We start from the raw sequence: 17,427 nt of genomic DNA, 5'->3' as shown, positions 1-17,427 counted from the left end.
GCCTCAGTGTGGCATACATTTTATGGCATTTGAAAATATTATTGTGTTAATAATATTTCATATGAAAAATGTAGACATTAATCTCACTAAAAAGGCAGGTTTCTTTGAACGCATGGCGGCTGCGGCTGTATCTGTTACCGGTAGTGCCAGTGCGTTTGTAACAGCAGTTTTGGTAATCATTATCTGGGCTGTAACAGGCCCCATCTTCAAATTCTCTGATACCTGGCAATTGGTAATAAATACCAGTACTACCATTGTAACCTTCCTGATGGTATTCCTGATTCAAAAGGCGCAAAACAAAGATTCTAAATCCATACAGCTAAAGCTTAATGAGCTGATAGCGGCCAACAGGTTAGCGAGTAACAGGTTGATTGACGTGGAAAGCCTGACAGAGGATGAACTGAACGTGTTACATAAATACTATGGTAAGATGGTGGAGATCACCAGTTCGAAGATGAATATAAAGGAATCCCATTCTATAGAAGAGGCCATATCAGATGCCCTGAAAAAACATGAGGAAATTCTCACCAAGAGGAGGAGAAAACAATAACGCTTACTCCTGCAGTTTAGTAACGCTACGCTTGAAGTTAGCTTCTGAAATCAGCGTGCCGGCAAAAATAAGTGTACCTCCCACCAACAGCTGCCAGGAAAGCTGTTCTCCCAACATAAGAATGGCAGCAATGGCCGCAAAAATGGGCTCAAATAAGTAGATGATAGCCACTTTTTCTGCGGAAATATAACGTTGGGAAAGATTGGAGATCGTATACATATACGCCGTAGAGAAGAGCGCGCAGTAGCCGATACCCATCCAGAAGCCCTGATTCACGGGTAACCAGTTGGCGGTTTGATCGCTTACGGCTATGCAGAACATGATCAAAGCGCAGGTGGCAAACATGGGAACAATGGTAGGTAAGATGTCGCGTGCAGCGCTGTAACGTTCTACCTGGATGAGATATATGGCAAAGCCAATGGAGCCAATAATCGTATATACATCTCCCCGGCCAATAACAAGATTACCCCTCACAGAAATGATGAAGAGGCCCACCAGGGCAGTAACAGCGGCCGCCCAGATTTTCAGGCCCACCTGCGTTTTATACACCACCTGCTTTATAACAGGGATCATGACTACGCATATGCCGGCAACAAATGCACATTGAGAGGCGGGCGTGTACTTGATGCCCAGCGTCTGGAAATGGATGCCAAAGGTGAGCGGGATAGCCAGTGCCATGCCGGCGACAAGGGCCGGCCTATCGATCCGCTTTAATTGCTTGGACAGGACCGCCGCCAGGACAACAGTCGCCGCCAAAAACCGATAAAATAAGAAAGTAGAGGGGGAAACGGCGTCCGTGGCCATTTTGGTAACAGGGAATGAGATGCCCCAAAATGCGGTGCCGATAATCAGCAGGACTAAAAATATATACTTCTTTTCCATTAATACCTATGCTCCATATGTTTGTTGTAATTGAACGATATTATTCCCGGTTACTATTTTAAGGGCTAACTGACTTATCAGTTTAGTAGGGGCACAAAATTACCTTTGAAAACGGAATGTTCCTAAGACAATTTAAATAAAATGAATAGACCGATTTTAAACGGCGTCGTTATTGGGTGTTCCGGTTGACAGGCTTTTGATTAAGTTGCTGCAGCCAGTTCGCCGGCGGCGCATTTTTCCAGGCGCCGTCAGTCCAGCCCTTAGCCACGCCCGGATGACGGGCTGCCCAGGTTCTGGGGCGGGGGAGTGAGCAAACATATTGTTTCGCTGCAGATACCTGGGAGGAGGCTGTCCAGCTGGTATCTACATTGATCAGTTTGGGGTATCCTTCCGCGGTGAACTTTGGGTCGCGGGTACGTGCAATGAGTTGGCAATGACATTTCGATTCGAAAAGCGCGCTGATAAAGCGGGGCTCCGTATCATCCATCCAGAGCAGGCGATCACCGGGCACCAGGCGTTCTTTATAAATGATGATGTCGTTGTCGGCGGTATGAGTCCCGGTCTCCGGGGAGTGGGGCTCATCGTTAGGAAGGTATGCGGGATCGTCGGTAAAATAAAGTTCCAGCGTATCTCCATCGGTATGCACCTGCCAGAGATCAATCATTTCTGCTTCGGGGGCGATCACCGACGGGTAGGCGCTTACGAAAAGTACCTGGCCAGTCCGCATGGATAACAGCAGGCGATCGCCATCCTGCAGGTATAACTGCGATTTCTTTGCCCACGCTTTGATGCCGTCGGTTTCCTGGCGCGCCTGTAGAATAGTGGTGGCTGCCAGTTCCGGCGTTACCTCAAAAAACTCACGGTTAGGACGGTATCGTTTTTCTTTGAGCTGGTCATGTACCCGTTTTTCTAACTCGGCAGGGTGGGAGGTAATGGCCCTGAAAACTACCTCAAAGGCATCAGGCAAACCAGTGGTGAAAAGGCCCATGGGCTTTTCTTCTTCAGGCGCTGCTGTCATACCAATTTTGACTATTCCGGGCATTATTTTATTGGTGAGCACATAAACAAATCCGAAAGAATACTGCGACATCATCTCTGGCTTTAGGTAACCGAATAATGGATTTAATATACGAAATATTGGAGAGATGGGCGGTTTTGGGCGGATGTAGGTTTAAACGAAGTGCTGTAAATCACCTTCCTTATCCCAGTAAGTGGTTACAAGATGCCTTAAAAATCCCACATATGATTTTACCTGTGCAGGCTGGGTAAAAGCATAGAATTGATCATGGGTAGTATGAAATCCCATATAGAAAAGCCAGAACCCAGGAGAAAGGTAAGGTACCGCCGCCAGTTCCTGTTTACTGATTGAACGATATTTACGATATCCATCCAGGAAAATGTGATAGGCATCATTAGCGGCTGTTTGCGTCATTCTTCCCGTATATACATCCAGGGCAAGGTGTTGCCAGAAGGTCATTATATCATTCACCAACCAGCCATAACCCATAAAATCAAAGTCAAAAAAGGTAACCGCATCATTTTCGAAGTGAAAGTTTTTGGGAAGGAAGTCAAAATGACAATAGCCCCTGGAAAATTCTGCTGTGTGAACAGGTGATAACTTTTCTGCTATACCGTCAGCCTTTTCCAGTAGCCAGGCATATCCTTCGGCATCTTCTGCAAAGGCGGACTTCAGCATGGCTAAAGGCTTAAAAATGGTTGTTTCCAGGTTAAAATCCCATCTTTCCCCTCCCAACCTGATGTTAGCAGATACATTATGAAAGCGGGCCATTTCATGACCGAGGTTGCGGAGCTGGTTTTCATTCAATTGCCTGGCAGCCTGACCTGGAGCATAGCTGAAAAGCACAGCATATCTTTCTCCTTCCGCCGCTTCCAGCTTAAGAATAGCCTGCCCGGAAATATCGGAAATGGGATACGATACAGCTACATGGGCTTCTTTCAACGCCAGTAATAACGCCACCTCTTCCCTTATCTGGGGCAAACTTCGATGGGAAGTACGATACACCCGCAATATAAAACGGTTTTGAGATGATGCTACCAGGTAAGTGTCGCCTACGCCCCGCACCAGGAGCTTACATTGAACCCTGCCTATTTCATATTTTTCTGAGAGGAGTGAAGATAATGCGAGGGGGCAAAGGGTTGAATAAGTGGCGGGGAATATAGGTTTCATAGAAATGAAGATACGCTGATATGGGACATATATGCAACTGTCAGCCACCAATTATCAGATCACAGATCTGTTTTACAACTAAAAAGACCTTACAATGGAGCATTGTAAGGTCTTTTTATCTAGTTGGAATTTTTCTATAAGAAAATATCCCGCGTTATTTCTTTTGTTTTTCCAGGAAGCTCACCAGCGATGCAAACTCCTCGTACGACAAAGCGTTAGCGAGACCCGTTGGCATCATGGATGTTTTCATTTCCTTACGGCTCAGGATATCTGCCGCATTCACCGTATATACTTCACCGGTAATATCTCTCATCACTACTTTATTGGCCGTTTCTTCGGTAATAAATCCTACATAGGTTTTATTCCCCTTGGCGGTAATAGTATAGGTGGCAAAACCCTGAGAAATAGAAGCATTCGGTTTCAGGATAGACTCAGCAATCCGTTCGCGGTTCATGATAGAGCCGATCTGGCCCATGAATGGTCCTTTCATTTTCTCGCTTCTGCTGAGACTATGACAGGCTACACAGCCCTGGTTGGTAAACAATATTTTGCCCTTGGCAGGATCTCCTTTTAATTGTTTAACCGCCAGCAGCACATCTTCAATAGAAGACTTACCTACTTGTCCTTTCTTGCTTTTTATTTTCTCCAGGTCTACTTTAGGCTCTTTTGCCGCAACAGGTTCCGCTTTTTTCAGCGGAGCAAATGCAGCGATCTCCATCCTGTGACGTGCGTCGAGGTCTCTGAAAAGTGCCAAGCGGGCCGGATTGGCTGCTTCTTTCTTCATGAACTTTTCGATCACGGGTGATCCTTCCCATAGTACCGCTTTGTAGTAAGGACCATGTGAATCTGGCCGGGTTCCCCACCACCAGGATGCATCATAGGTGTCCTCTTTTTTGTACAGGCGTGCGAGGGTCGTCAGGATCTGCTTTTTCAGCTTTTCGTCTTTCGACTGTTTGTAAGCAGCAATCAAGCCATTCACTGCCTTTTCATCGTGTATATAGCGCAATGCCCATAATGCCAGCGTGGCATTGGGGCCGTTGATGGCTGATACGGTAGCATCTACTGCATTAAGCGCTACAAGAGCACGTACGGCGAGGTGTGGCAGCACGATCGCCGCATTGGGCGTGGCGTGGGGGCCTTCCTTATCAGTAGCAGGCGCCACGAACGAAGCAGGGACTTTGGTTTGCAACAAAGCGGTGGCGGCTTCCATGCGGTCTAAACGGCCTAATCCTACGATGGCGGCAGCATGAACACGGGGCGACGGATCTTGCAGCGCATCCAGGAAAGGTTGCTCCGGCACATCGGCCAGGAGGCCTTTACGATCTGCCAGGGCACGTAATGCGTGTTCTTTCACGGAAGGATCTTTGGTCAGCTCCAATAAAGCCGGGATACCATTTTTGCCAGCGCCTTGGGCGTAGGTGTAGAGACCGGCTACGCGGGCATATAACGGCTGCTGTGCATCTGATGCGATCCTCAGCGTAGCTGCCAGTCCTTGCTGGTCGCCCCGTTGGAGCAGTTCCTGGGAGGCGTTTAACCGGGCTACCGCGCTGGGTGATTTCAGCAGGTTCACCAGTTCTTCTACGGAAGCCTTGGCGAGGTCTGGAAATGCTTTATAGGTCCAGTTATTCGGTACAGCCCGTACCACGAAGCCGATGTTATCGCTACCGGAATAACCGGCGCCATCCCATGCGGAGAGGTAAAGTCTGCCTGATCCGTCCACATCCAGGTCGGTGATTTGTGGCAGGGCGATAAAGTCTTCTTCTTTTTGTGTAAAGGTAGCGCCATCAGGCTTTACCCGGTGAATGTAAAGCATGCTTCTTCCCCAATCGGCCATCATGGGAACATTGTTATATTTCTCCGGCCAGTTGGGTTCCGACATAAACAGGGCGCCGGTACCGGAGCCGCCGCCGAGGTCGGCCAGTGCAGGCAATATTTCGTCTGTAAAATGCTGGAATAATACCGGGTAACCGAATTCGCCGGATTGGATATGGTGGGAGAACCGTACATTCCATCCTCCGCCATCATTGGTGTTTTCTCTCGTAAACACATTCATGTACGGGTCAATGGCTACATCATATACATTGCGGGTGCCGTGGGTAAATACCTCCATTTCGGTACCATCAGGACGTACCCTTATGATACCTCCTCCCAGCATGGTCAGCTTTTTGCCGGAACGGTCGGTAGCGTCATGGAAGCCAAAGTCGCCTACCGCGATATAGATCCAGCCGTCAATACCCATGCGGATACCATTGGTAGCGTGGTCTGTTCCGCGCTCCTGGATATATTTGGTGTTGCTCAGATGTTCAATCAGTGGCTTGGGAGGGCCATCGGCCTTTCCATCGCCATCTTTATCTTCAAAAACCACGAGGGCCATGCCGGTAGCTTTGCCTGTTTCGCTGGAAAAGGTAGTGTGTAATACAAATACCTGGTTGCCCATGACGATGATCCCGCGAGGGTTGTCTACCATGGCAAATTCGGTATGCTGATCCATTTTTCCGTCATTGTCCGTGTCCACCAGCTTAAGTATCCGGCCTTTCCCCGGATCTTTTCCCAGTGAACCCATCATGTCTACCCCTACATATACTTCCCCGGTAGGCGCTACCGCCAGGCAGGCAGGGCTGGGTGTAATGGAAGGACCAGAAAAACGGGTGATGGTTAATTCAGGAGGGGCGGTCTGAGAATACCCCGAAAACGGCTTCAATAAACTAAGCGCTGTAAGAGAACAAATCAGCGTGTGTGGGAATTTAATCATTGAATTACTGCGTGTTTTAGATACTATTACTATAACTAAGTGCTTGGATAGCCGGTCAAGATATAAAAAATAAATTTCCATATTGGAATATTCTTGACAGAAGGAGTAATAGGTGGGTTAATGGAGAAAGCGTTGCATCCCAGCTTAAATCTGGTTAAAAAACGTACTTAACGACTGCTCCGTGGGCAGGTTCATCTTTTTCCTTATTCTGTACCGGCTTACCTCTACGCCCCGTACCGTGATATTCAGTAATTGCGCAATTTCTTTTGTGGACAGGTTTAATTTAATATAAGCGCATACTTTTAAATCGGAGTTGGTCAGTTGGGGATATTGTTTTTTCAGTTTATTCAGGAAGTCGTCGTTCAACTCATCAAAATGTGCTGCAAACACGTCCCAGTTAGCATTGATCTTTTCCGCATCCTTGATCAGGTCGGTGATACTCTTAATGTTATTGTCGGGGTTGGCGTCGGTGTTGAGGCGTGATACCTTTTCCTTTATTTTGGTTAAAGTATCTGCTTTTTCCATCAGGTGCATGCTGGTATTGGCCAATTCTTTTTTCTTAAGCAGTACTTCTTGCGCCAATTTTTCGTTTTGCAGCTTAATGATTTCTTTTTCATTTTTTTCCAGCTCCAGGTGATGAATGTACTTGAGCTTCTTTTGCTCTTCTTCAAATTTTTGTTGTTGCAGCAGCAGCTTATGCTTTAAATATTTACGTACCAGCAGTATCAGGCCGGCGGCAATGGCCATATAGCAAAGCATTGCCCAGATGGTTTTATACCAGGGAGCTTTTATGATAAAGCTATAAGCCACCACGGTGGATTCGTTATGCTGGTAGTCCCTCGCTTTTACTTTAAAGGTATATTTCCCATTGGGCAGGTTGGTGTAGTCTTTTTCTGTTTTACTATCCCAGGAAGACCAGTCAGGATCGTACCCTTCCAGCTGGTAACTATACGTAATGCTTTGTTGGAAATCATATACCGGGGAGCTGTATTCAAAATGAAAAGCATTGTGTGCGGATGGCAATTCCAGCAGGTGCTTGTTGCTGCCGGATGCAGAAGCCGCCAGGTATGCGTCCTGGTAACCGCCAAAAATAGTGCTGTCGGATTTGCTGGTAGTCTTTACAATGCCCAGGCGAACGGTGACGGGCTGTCTGGCGGATGTATATCTTTGATAGTTGAGGTGAATTAATCCTTTTTCGGAGCCGATAAACACATTTTCAGGGTTATAGGCATAGATGTTTTCAAACTTTGGCAGGAGCTGCCCGGCTAATTCAGGGAAGTAAGTGACTTTGGGCGAATGGGTGGTGTCGGTGGAGGAAAAATGCACCACACCTGTTCCCTTTTCGCCGCAGAACCAGATGTTACCTTCTTTATCTTCCGTGAGATACCGTATTTTCATCCGGCCAAAAACGGCGGAAAGAAACCTGGAAGAAAAAAATTTATTGGTGGAGGTATTGAATTCGTAAAGCCCTCCTGCGGTAGCAAAGAGGACCTGGTTCTTTATTTTGAAAACAAAGTTATTTAAGGTAGAGGGCAAGCCGTCGTTGGAGGTATATAGATGGAAGGTGTATTTTCTCTTGTCTTGTGACAAACTCACGCGATAGATGCCCCGGTAGGGATGGGAGGCCCAGATATCGCCGTTGCTGTCCAACGCCATAAACCGGTAGGAGTCGGGTGTTCCTGCTATTTTACCTTCATCGTTGAAATTACTGCCTTCATAACGGAGCCGTTTTAAGCCATAATAGGTGCCCACTATAATATCCTGCACGGGGTAAACGGAGGAGAGTGGGAGGAAATACCAACTGCCGGCGTCTCCGGAGAGCAGCCTGGCTTCATTTCCCTGTATATCATAGCTGCCATTGTCGCTGCCTAGTAATAAATGTCCGTTTATCTCGGCAAGATTCCAGGCTTCCCGGTTTTCTGTATTTTTTACCAGGGAAAAATCATCCTGGGTGACGTGGATATTTTTATTATCGGTCAACAGGGCGCTATACAGCCCGTTGGACGTAGCCACATACAGCCTGTTATTGAATATGCTGGTGGAGTAACCTGGCAGGTTGTTGGTTTTACCCACCTGGAGATACCTGATAGCGGAGTTGTAGTTGATATAACTGATACCGCTGTTCAACCCTGTCCATAGGTTGCCGCTGGCATCCTTGAAAACGCTCAGGGCATTGTTATTCTGAAGTCCCTGGTCATTGGAGAAAGTCTGCCAGGTTTTATTCCTGGTATTTACCACCAGGGATCCCCCCGAGGAACTGGCTACCATCAATTCGGCGTCATTTACTTTTGTGGCGCCATTGATATAAAGATGACCGGGTAGATTGTTGGGTTGCAGATTGATTGAGCCATTGTGTAATAAAAAGATGCCATTTGTCCGGCTGATGATGAAAACGCTGTCCTGGCCCATTGAAACGATACCGGCAGTGAGCGTCCCGGCAATTTTCTTACCATCGGGAACAGGTGACCATTGGTTGTTATCGAATTGCAGTAGCCCCGCCACACGATCAACTGCATATATATGGTCGCCGGCGCGGGCCATGAAAAACCATTGCGCATTGGAAAAATGTACCCGGATCGATTTACCGTTATACTCAAAGATGCGGTCATCTCCCTGGAAAAATACCCTGCTGCCCATAATGGCAATATGCCATATGTCTGCAAATTTTTTGTATTGTTCCGGAATATTGTCTTTTAAAGAAGTATAGGTCAGTACGCCATTGGAACCCGGGGCGAAATACCCGATCTCGTCCTGGCCCCCCACATAAATTTTCCCGTCATCACTAACCGCGAGCGACCAAATCACTGTGCTATTAGGTAATGGGTATAGTTTCCAATGACTTCCATCAAAACTTAAGAGCCCGTCGTTATTGGCAAAATACATCACACCATGTTTATCTTGTCCGATGCCCCAGTTCTGGCTGCCCCCGTGATAGTCAAATTTTGTATAGTTGACAACAGCAGGGAGTCCACATCCATTTTGCGCATAAACAGTAGAGCTGCAAGTGGATAACAGCCCAAAGAAAAGCAGGATATTAAACAGTGTCTTATTCATATTTCAATCCCCACACGACGAAGTAGTAGTGATGTAGTAGTATTGTAGTAGTGTCTTTTGCCATAAAAATAGGGAATTACGTGATAAGACGTAGTAATGAAGTGGTGGTTTTTTAACATTTTCTTACCAGTGAGGTTACATTTGTTGCTCCACGATTCGCTAATCAGGAACGACCAAAAAACTTAAATCTCACGTATGAAAAAAAAGTTCTTCAGAATTTTTACCCTCCTTGTGCTTTCTGTTATTGTTCATCTTACCACCTATGCTCAAAACAAAATTGTAAAGGGTACAGTGAAAGATGACAAAAACGAACCTGTCATCGGAGCTTCGATAGGTGTAAAAGGTACAGCTATAGGGACTGCCACCAATGTAACCGGGGAATTTACGCTTTCTATACCTTCCGGTTCAGATTCTCTCGTAGTATCAGCAATAGGTTTTGCCAACCGGGTGGTGGCTATTACTGGTACGGTGTTGAACATTCAGCTGGAGCCTTCCAGGACCAGTCTCGATGAAGTAATAGTGGTAGGTTATGGTACACAGAAGAAGGCCGACCTCACGGCGCCGGTTACCACGGTTAATACAGAAAACATGCTTAAACGGACCACCGCCACTCCTATGGAGGCGCTCCAGGGAAGTGTTCCCGGCGTACAGGTAGTTGCCAGTGGCGCCCCGGGCAGTTCTCCGAATGTCCGCATCCGGGGTGTAGGGTCGTTTAATAATGAAAACCCACTATATGTGGTGGATGGAATGTTTGTATCGGACATTAGTTTTCTGAATCCCAACGATATTGCCGACATGTCGATCCTGAAGGATGCATCCGGCGCCGCCATCTATGGGGTACGTGCTGCCAATGGCGTAGTGCTGATCACCACCAAAAAAGGAAAGGCCAATATGAAAACCCGCGTAACCTATAATGGTTATGTAGGGGTGCAAAAGCCCACACATGTGCTCAAAATGGCCAATGGACAACAGTATACTTCGTATTCGCTGCAACGTGGATCTGCGGCAGATAGCGGTACTGTGCTTTTGTCTTCTCAAAGATTTGGTGGCAACGGACTTAATCCCACTACCAGCACCGATTGGTATGACGTGATATTGAGAAAAAGTGCAATGATCACAAACCATGGTATTGATGTGCAGGGAGGAAGCGATAAGGTAACTTATTCCATGGGGCTGAACTATACCTACCAGAATGGTATCCTGAATGCCCTGAACGACTTTAAAAGATATAATGGCCGGTTACAACTGGAAGCCAAGGCGTTTAGCTGGCTGAAAGTAGGGTTCTCTGCCATCTTTAATAATTCTACTACGTTTAATCCCAATTATGGCGCTTTCCTGGATGCTTATACAGCTTCTCCGCTGTTCCCGGTATATGACAACGCCAACGTGAATGCTTTCCCCGTGAAATTTACCGCCGCTTCTGTGATTGGAAGATCAGATGATAAAAACCCGATGGCCTCCGCCTATTATAATTATGACCGGTCAAAGGCTTTCCAGATATTACCCACCATATATGGTGAAGCCAGTTTCTGGCAGAATAAACTCACTTTCAGGTCCCAGTTGAGCGAGATCTATGGTTCGCTACTGGGAACAAATTACCTGCCTGCCAGGAACCTGGGCCCCGGTGCTGATGGTGCTGTCAAATCTCATCTGAAATCTATCCAGGAAAGAACCACCAATTATATATTGGATAACCTGCTTACCTATCGGGACAGCAAAGGGTTGCATCACTGGAGCCTGTTACTGGGACAATCCACCAGGGAAGAGCGGTGGCGTCAGACACGGACCGAAGCTGATGATGTACCGAATGTGGAAGAAGCGTGGTACGCGGGTCAGGGCACGCCAAGTGCAGCTTACTACGGAGAAGATGGATACCGTAACGCCGGCCTTTCCTATTTTACACGCGGTACCTATGATTATGATAATAAGTACCTGCTTACAGCCACCTTCCGCGCAGATGGAAGTTCGAAATACCAGACCAAATGGGGATATTTCCCGTCAGTGGGCCTTGGATGGGTATTGAGCAGAGAAGGATTTATGAAGAACCAGAAAATCTTCGATTTCTTAAAACTGAGAGGTAGCTGGGGACAACTTGGAAATGACGGGGTAAATTCAAATGCTGGTTATGCTATCGTAAAAACCGGCAATAGTGCATCTGCAGTCTTCGGTAGCACAGCAGGCGCCAATGGCGTATATGTGCCCGGATACTCTGTGAACAGGTTCTTTACAGATGTCACCTGGGAAGTTGTCACCGAATGGGATGGTGGTGTTGACTTTGAACTGCTGCAGGGAAGATTAAAAGGCTCCGTTGACTATTTCAACAGGAAGACTACCAAGGCTGCCTTCAACAAGCCCATTCCTTTCACTTATGCGAGTGTATATGGTAACTGGGCAAGTATGGTGAACAGTGGTTGGGATGTGGCACTGAGCTGGAATGATAAAATCGGTGAGCTGGGATACCAGGTTGGCGCGAATATGTCGACACTGAAAAACAAGGTGACCGATTTGGGAACGCTTCCCAGTTCCACCAGCGGCTTCCCTGAATGGACCGCAGAATTTCCCAACCGTATCGTTGTAGGACAACCGATCAACTACTTCTATGGTTATGAATTTACCGGCGTATATCAAACGCAGGATGAAATCAACAACGATCCGATTGCAAAGAACTATAACCAGACAGCTACCTCGAAAATTGTTCCCGGTTTCCCAAAATATAAGGACCAGAACGGCGATGGAGTATTAGATAATAACGACCGTATCAACATGGGCAGCTATTTGCCAAAGGTTACCTATGGTTTCAATATAGCGCTTACCTATAAGAAGTTCGACTTTAGCGTGGCATTCCAGGGCGTGTCTGGCAATAAAATCTTCAATCTCAACAGGGGACGGCTTTACAAAGCTTCCACTTCCCTGAACCTGGATGAAAAGTTTGCATCAAACCTGTGGACAGGCCCTGGATCAACCAATGCCTATCCTTCTGCTTATGCCCTGGGACAGGGTTGGTTTAAAGTGAGCAACTCCTTCTTTGTAGAAAGCGGTGCTTACCTGCGTGTACAGAACATCCAGCTGGGATATAACTTTAATGTGGGCAAACAATCGCCTGTGGCCATGAGGGTATTTGCCACCGCCGACAGACCATTCATATTTACCCGCTACAACGGCTTTACACCTGAAGTGGGTACCAATACCGCTGGCGGTTACCCGGTATCTGGCTATGATGCCAATGTGTACCCGGTTTCTTCCTCCTACAGTTTAGGTGTTAGAGCTGCTTTCTAAAGAAAGCCCACGTTTAAGGATACACGAAAAGTTTCCTTGATACCCGTTATAGAAAATTTAAAAAAGAAAACATGAGAAACTACATATCAATTTTGCTCATCGTAATGCTTTTATCTGCCGGTTGCTCCAAGTTCCTGGATCGGCCATCAGAAAATAAGCCGCAGGCAACTACTATCGATTATACTGATTTATCATTAATGTACCAGCCGGTGTCTGGTGTATACAGAACCGCTTCCAGCGGCACTTTTGGAAAATGGATCAGCATGGCCATCCGGTCTTCCCGGAGTGATGATATCGAGCCGGGAAATGATGACGCCGGACAAATAGGTATCCACAATTTTCAAACCGATGTAACCGTAAAAAGCTACTGGGGCATCAACGACATGTGGATCAGCATGTATGCAGTGGTACTGGGTGCAAATAGTGCATTGGCTGAGCTGGACAAATTTGGAAAAAATATCCCCGCCTCCGATGCCGACAAAACCAAGCTGCTGGCAAAATACCAGGCAGAGGTACGTTTCTTCAGAGCGCTTGCCCAATTCTGGCTGGGCAGAAGCTTTGGCGCAGTACCCATCCTGGGATTGGAAAGCAACGATCCGGCTAAGCTGGGAACCGTTGGAAAGAGCAGCATAGAAGACGTGAATAAATATGTGATGGCTGAAATGGATTTCTGTATCGCCAACCTGGAAGATGCCCGGCCTAATGCCGCCACGCACGTTGGCGGGGTTACCAAATATACTGCACTGATGCTGAAAGCCAAAGCAGCCATGGACCTGGCAGGCAACAATAATGGCAGTACTTACTGGGACGTGGTGCTGGATTGTACCAACCAGATCGTGAACAGCGGTAAATTCTCCCTGTTCAGTAATTACCAACAACTGTTTAAAATGCCCGGTAAATTATGTGATGAGAGCATTTTAGAACTGCAATATTCTGATTTTGGAAAATCTAGTGGTGATATCGTGATTTCCGGTGGCCCCGGTGAAGAGTGGGGTAACTTCTTTTTCTTCCAGGGCCCTGAAAATACCTACAGTTCAGTTATTACCGGCCCAGGTTGGATGGTGCCCACACAAAAAGCGGTCGATTTCCTGAAATCACGTAATGATAGCGTACGGTTAAAAATGGCGATCCAGTATTGTGGCGTTAATGGCGCTCCCGGTACCTATTCCGTTACGCCAGATGGTGATACGATCTCCGGAAATGGATCCAGGAAGAAATATTTCAATGGTAAATCATACACGCCGAGCTCACAAATGACACCGGGCAGGGTTGATTATTATGGCGCCAATAATAACGTTCGTATCATGCGTTACGCAGAAGCGCTGTTAATGAATGCAGAAGCTAAAATCCGTAAAGGTCAAAGCGGCGATGCCCAGGTAAACCTGGTCAGAAACCGGGTAAAGCTGGCATCTATTAATGGTGTAACCCTGCAACAGCTGTTGGATGAACGCCATGCCGAATTGATCTGTGAGTGGTGGGGCGAGCGATTTAACGACCTGCTGAGAACCGACCAGGCGGCTACCGTGCTCCCTGGGTTTATAAAGGGAAGAAGTGAATACATTCCAATTCCACAGGCACAGGAAGACATTAATTCCCTGTTGAAATAATTTAATGATAGTAAAGAAAGCACTGAATCTAATGAAAAGAAGTATCTATTGTCTCGTTTTAACCTGGGTGGGATGTTGCTTTATCGCAACATCCCAGGCCCAATCCATTAAACGTCATACGAAATGGAAATTGACCTGGAGCGATGAGTTTAACTACAACGGATTGCCGGATAGCACCAAATGGGGCTATCAAACCGGGAGGTCTGGCTGGGGAAATAATGAGTTGCAGTTTTACACCGCCGCAGATATCAATAATGCGAAAGTGGAAAATGGTAAATTGTCTATTACCGCCAGGAACGGCGGGAGCGGCGATCACAAATACACTTCAGCGAGGATGATCACCAAAAACAAAGGCGACTGGAAATATGGAAAGCTGGAGGTAAGCGCAAAGCTTCCCAAAGGGAGAGGTCTCTGGCCTGCTATCTGGATGTTGTCGACCAACGACGAATACGGCGGCTGGCCGGAAAGCGGAGAGATTGATGTGATGGAGCATGTGGGTTATATGAAAGACAGCATCTTTGGAAGTTTGCACAGCAAAACGTACAACCATATTATCGGAACGCAGAAAACAAAAGGTGTTTATATAAAACAGCCCTACGACAAGTTTCATGTGTACGCAATAGAATGGACCCCTGATAATATCACCTTCCTGCTGGACGGGAGGGTGTATTACCAGGTGGCAAATGAACACAAAGGTCATGAAGGATGGCCGTTTGATAAAAAGTTCTATTTGCTGTTGAACGTGGCTGTAGGCGGCAACTGGGGCGGAAAGGAAGGTGTGGATGAAGCGGTGTTCCCTGCAGCCATGCAGGTGGATTATGTAAGAATGTACGAATGGGTGCAGTAGCATCCGGATAAAAATTTCAAAGAACGGGAATCATGCCTTTTAGCAAAATATATGCAGTCGTTGCGACTGCCGCCTTGTTATGCGTTGCTGATAAAGCCATCTGCCAGGTGAATACCGTAGAAGGACGTGTAAATGCGTTGCTGGCAAAGATGACATTGGAAGAGAAGGTTGGCCAGCTGAACCAGTATAACGGTAACTGGGAAGCTACCGGCCCTGTTTCCCAGGTGGGGGATAAGATAGCCGCCGTTAAGGCTGGTCGCGTAGGAGCAGTATTAAACATCATGGGTACAGCACATGTAAAGGCTTTCCAGGATGCGGCGATGCAGTCACGGCTTAAAATTCCGCTGCTGTTCGGACAAGATGTGATACACGGCTACAGCATAACTTTTCCCATCCCGCTGGCGCAGGCCGCCAGCTGGGATGTGGAAGCTATTGAAAGAGCAGAACGGGTGGCAGCTATAGAATCGGCCGCATCCGGCATTAACTGGACTTTCTCGCCCATGGTGGATATTGCCCGCGATCCCCGCTGGGGAAGGGTGATGGAAGGCGCCGGTGAAGATCCTTTCCTGGGATCAAAGATCGCCGTTGCCAGGGTAAAAGGCTTCCAGGGAAAAGGGCTGGGCGCCCCCGATGCGATTATGGCCTGTGCCAAGCATTTTGTAGCTTATGGCGCGGCCATTGGCGGCAGGGATTATAACAGCGTAGACATGAGTTTACATTCCCTCTGGGAAACTTACCTGCCCCCTTTTTATGCTGCGCAGCAGGCCGGTGTAGCCACCTTCATGAATTCATTTAATGACCTGAATGGCATACCGGCATCTGGTAGCAGTTACCTGCAACGGGATATTCTCAAAGGAAAATGGAATTTCAAAGGGTTTATAGTCAGCGACTGGGGCTCTATAGGAGAGATGGTCAGCCACGGGTATGTGAAAGATAACTACGAAGCAGCGGCTGTAGCTATCCAGGCCGGGAGCGATATGGACATGGAAAGCGGGAGTTATATCGGGCATCTGCAACAGCTGGTAGCAGATAAGAAAGTAGACGTGCGGCTGATCGATGATGCCGTTCGCAGGATACTTACGAAAAAATTTGAGCTGGGATTGTTTGAAAATCCCTACCGGTTTATTGATGCCCAACGGGAACAAACACTGCTCTATACCCCGGAAAACCTCGCTGTAGCAAGGGAAGTGGCAAGAAAGAGCATCGTGTTGCTGAAAAACGACCAACATCTCTTACCGATTACGCCTGGCAAAAGCATAGGTTTAATTGGCCCGTTGGTAAAAGCAAAGAAGGAATTAAAAGGGTTTTGGTCTTTGAATGTCAATCCTGGTGAAGATATCCCATCGCTGATGGATGGCTTGCAGGCACAGCTTCCGGATGCACAACTGTTGTATGCCCGTGGCTGTGGTATCACAGATTCTTCCCGCGCCGGCTTCGATGAAGCAGTAACGGTAGCCCGGCAATCAGATGTGGTGATTATGGCGGTGGGTGAGGCCCCCGACATGACCGGGGAGGCTAAAAGCCGGTCCAGCATACATCTTCCGGGCATACAGGAAGAACTGGTAAAGGCAATTGTGGCAACAGGAAAGCCGGTAGTGTTGGTATTGATGGCTGGGCGGCCCATAGTGTTCGATTGGGCGTCAGAACATGTACCCACAATCGTATACGCCTGGTGGTTAGGAAGCCAGGGAGGAAACGCCATGGCAGATGTATTGCTGGGTAAATACAATCCCTCCGCAAAGCTGCCCATGACATTTCCCCGCTCGGAAGGGCAAATTCCCATCTACTATAATCACTATAGCACGGGAAGGCCGCCGGCAAGCGATACCGACAGGTTTTATAAGTCGGCTTATACCGATCTGCTCAATTCTCCCCGTTATGCTTTTGGACATGGATTAAGCTACACCAGCTTTGCTTACAGCGACCTGAAATGGGAGATAACCGGGAAAGAAAATATAAAAGTGTCCTTCCAGGTAAAAAATACAGGTGGTTATGCAGGAGAAGAAACTTCCCAGTTGTATATTCATAATATTGTATCCAGGCCGCTGCGTCCCGTAAAAGAATTAAAAGGGTTTAAAAAAGTTTTCCTTCAACCGGGCGAAACTAAAGCAGTTACCATAGTATTTACAAAAGAAGAACTCTGTTCTTACAATGAAAAATTAGAGAAAGTTGTACTGCCTGTAGCATGCCAGATCATGATTGGCAGTGCGTCTGATGATATCAGGTTGCAAACAGCTACCATCAATAATATTTTTAGTGAACCACTTTAAC

10 protein-coding genes are annotated in these 17,427 nt (G+C 47.2%); 5 read left to right on the top strand and 5 right to left on the bottom strand.

Annotated elements, in window-relative coordinates; all coding sequences use genetic code 11:
- Window positions 1–61 precede the first annotated feature (61 nt).
- Window positions 62–550, top strand: a complete 489-nt coding sequence (locus HGH91_RS27180; RefSeq protein WP_168742305.1) for a low affinity iron permease family protein — start codon at window positions 62–64, stop codon at window positions 548–550.
- 3 nt (window positions 551–553) lie between these two features.
- Here the strand turns inward: HGH91_RS27180 and HGH91_RS27175 are convergent, their stop codons facing one another.
- The 5 genes from HGH91_RS27175 to HGH91_RS27155 form a co-directional block, all read right to left on the bottom strand.
- A complete protein-coding gene (locus HGH91_RS27175) occupies window positions 554–1,432 on the bottom strand; it encodes a DMT family transporter (RefSeq protein WP_168742303.1) in 879 nt (292 codons plus the stop codon).
- 169 nt (window positions 1,433–1,601) lie between these two features.
- A complete protein-coding gene (locus HGH91_RS27170; protein WP_168742301.1) occupies window positions 1,602–2,522 on the bottom strand; it encodes a GIY-YIG nuclease family protein in 921 nt (306 codons plus the stop codon).
- An 81-nt stretch (window positions 2,523–2,603) separates the two neighbouring features.
- Window positions 2,604–3,620, bottom strand: coding sequence for a phosphotransferase enzyme family protein (locus tag HGH91_RS27165; RefSeq protein ID WP_168742300.1), 1,017 nt, complete (start codon window positions 3,618–3,620; stop codon window positions 2,604–2,606).
- A 154-nt stretch (window positions 3,621–3,774) separates the two neighbouring features.
- Window positions 3,775–6,372 (bottom strand): c-type cytochrome, encoded by a 2,598-nt coding sequence (locus tag HGH91_RS27160; protein ID WP_168742299.1) that lies wholly within the window; start codon window positions 6,370–6,372, stop codon window positions 3,775–3,777.
- 144 nt (window positions 6,373–6,516) lie between these two features.
- Window positions 6,517–9,426: a triple tyrosine motif-containing protein gene (locus HGH91_RS27155; RefSeq protein WP_168742297.1), complete on the bottom strand. Its 2,910-nt coding sequence runs from the start codon at window positions 9,424–9,426 to the stop codon at window positions 6,517–6,519.
- Between the two features lie 195 nt (window positions 9,427–9,621).
- Between HGH91_RS27155 and HGH91_RS27150 the strand changes: the two genes are divergently transcribed.
- The 4 genes from HGH91_RS27150 to HGH91_RS27135 all read left to right on the top strand — a co-directional run bounded on the left by HGH91_RS27150 (window position 9,622) and on the right by HGH91_RS27135 (window position 17,426).
- Window positions 9,622–12,702, top strand: a complete 3,081-nt coding sequence (locus tag HGH91_RS27150; protein WP_168742296.1) for a SusC/RagA family TonB-linked outer membrane protein — start codon at window positions 9,622–9,624, stop codon at window positions 12,700–12,702.
- 71 nt (window positions 12,703–12,773) lie between these two features.
- Window positions 12,774–14,309, top strand: coding sequence for a RagB/SusD family nutrient uptake outer membrane protein (locus HGH91_RS27145; RefSeq protein ID WP_168742294.1), 1,536 nt, complete (start codon window positions 12,774–12,776; stop codon window positions 14,307–14,309).
- Window positions 14,310–14,340: 31 nt separating this feature from the next.
- Complete coding sequence (locus HGH91_RS27140; protein WP_168742292.1) at window positions 14,341–15,156, top strand: family 16 glycosylhydrolase; 816 nt, start codon at window positions 14,341–14,343, stop codon at window positions 15,154–15,156.
- 32 nt (window positions 15,157–15,188) lie between these two features.
- Entirely contained in the window at window positions 15,189–17,426 is a 2,238-nt protein-coding gene (locus HGH91_RS27135; RefSeq protein ID WP_168742291.1) for a glycoside hydrolase family 3 N-terminal domain-containing protein, read from the top strand.
- Window position 17,427: the final 1 nt, after the last annotated feature.

This window comes from Chitinophaga eiseniae, assembly GCF_012641265.1.
Taxonomy (GTDB): Bacteria; Bacteroidota; Bacteroidia; order Chitinophagales; family Chitinophagaceae; genus Chitinophaga; species Chitinophaga eiseniae_A.
This window is presented reverse-complemented; position numbering and strand designations above follow the sequence as displayed.

Bases quoted from the DNA above. Each gene is read 5' to 3' on its own strand.
- HGH91_RS27180 (WP_168742305.1), top strand. From the start codon at position 62: ATGAAAAATGTAGACATTAATCTCACTAAAAAGGCAGGTTTCTTTGAA.
- HGH91_RS27175 (WP_168742303.1), bottom strand. From the start codon at position 1,432: ATGGAAAAGAAGTATATATTTTTAGTCCTGCTGATTATCGGCACCGCA.
- HGH91_RS27170 (WP_168742301.1), bottom strand. From the start codon at position 2,522: ATGTCGCAGTATTCTTTCGGATTTGTTTATGTGCTCACCAATAAAATA.
- HGH91_RS27165 (WP_168742300.1), bottom strand. From the start codon at position 3,620: ATGAAACCTATATTCCCCGCCACTTATTCAACCCTTTGCCCCCTCGCA.
- HGH91_RS27160 (WP_168742299.1), bottom strand. From the start codon at position 6,372: ATGATTAAATTCCCACACACGCTGATTTGTTCTCTTACAGCGCTTAGT.
- HGH91_RS27155 (WP_168742297.1), bottom strand. From the start codon at position 9,426: ATGAATAAGACACTGTTTAATATCCTGCTTTTCTTTGGGCTGTTATCC.
- HGH91_RS27150 (WP_168742296.1), top strand. From the start codon at position 9,622: ATGAAAAAAAAGTTCTTCAGAATTTTTACCCTCCTTGTGCTTTCTGTT.
- HGH91_RS27145 (WP_168742294.1), top strand. From the start codon at position 12,774: ATGAGAAACTACATATCAATTTTGCTCATCGTAATGCTTTTATCTGCC.
- HGH91_RS27140 (WP_168742292.1), top strand. From the start codon at position 14,341: ATGAAAAGAAGTATCTATTGTCTCGTTTTAACCTGGGTGGGATGTTGC.
- HGH91_RS27135 (WP_168742291.1), top strand. From the start codon at position 15,189: ATGCCTTTTAGCAAAATATATGCAGTCGTTGCGACTGCCGCCTTGTTA.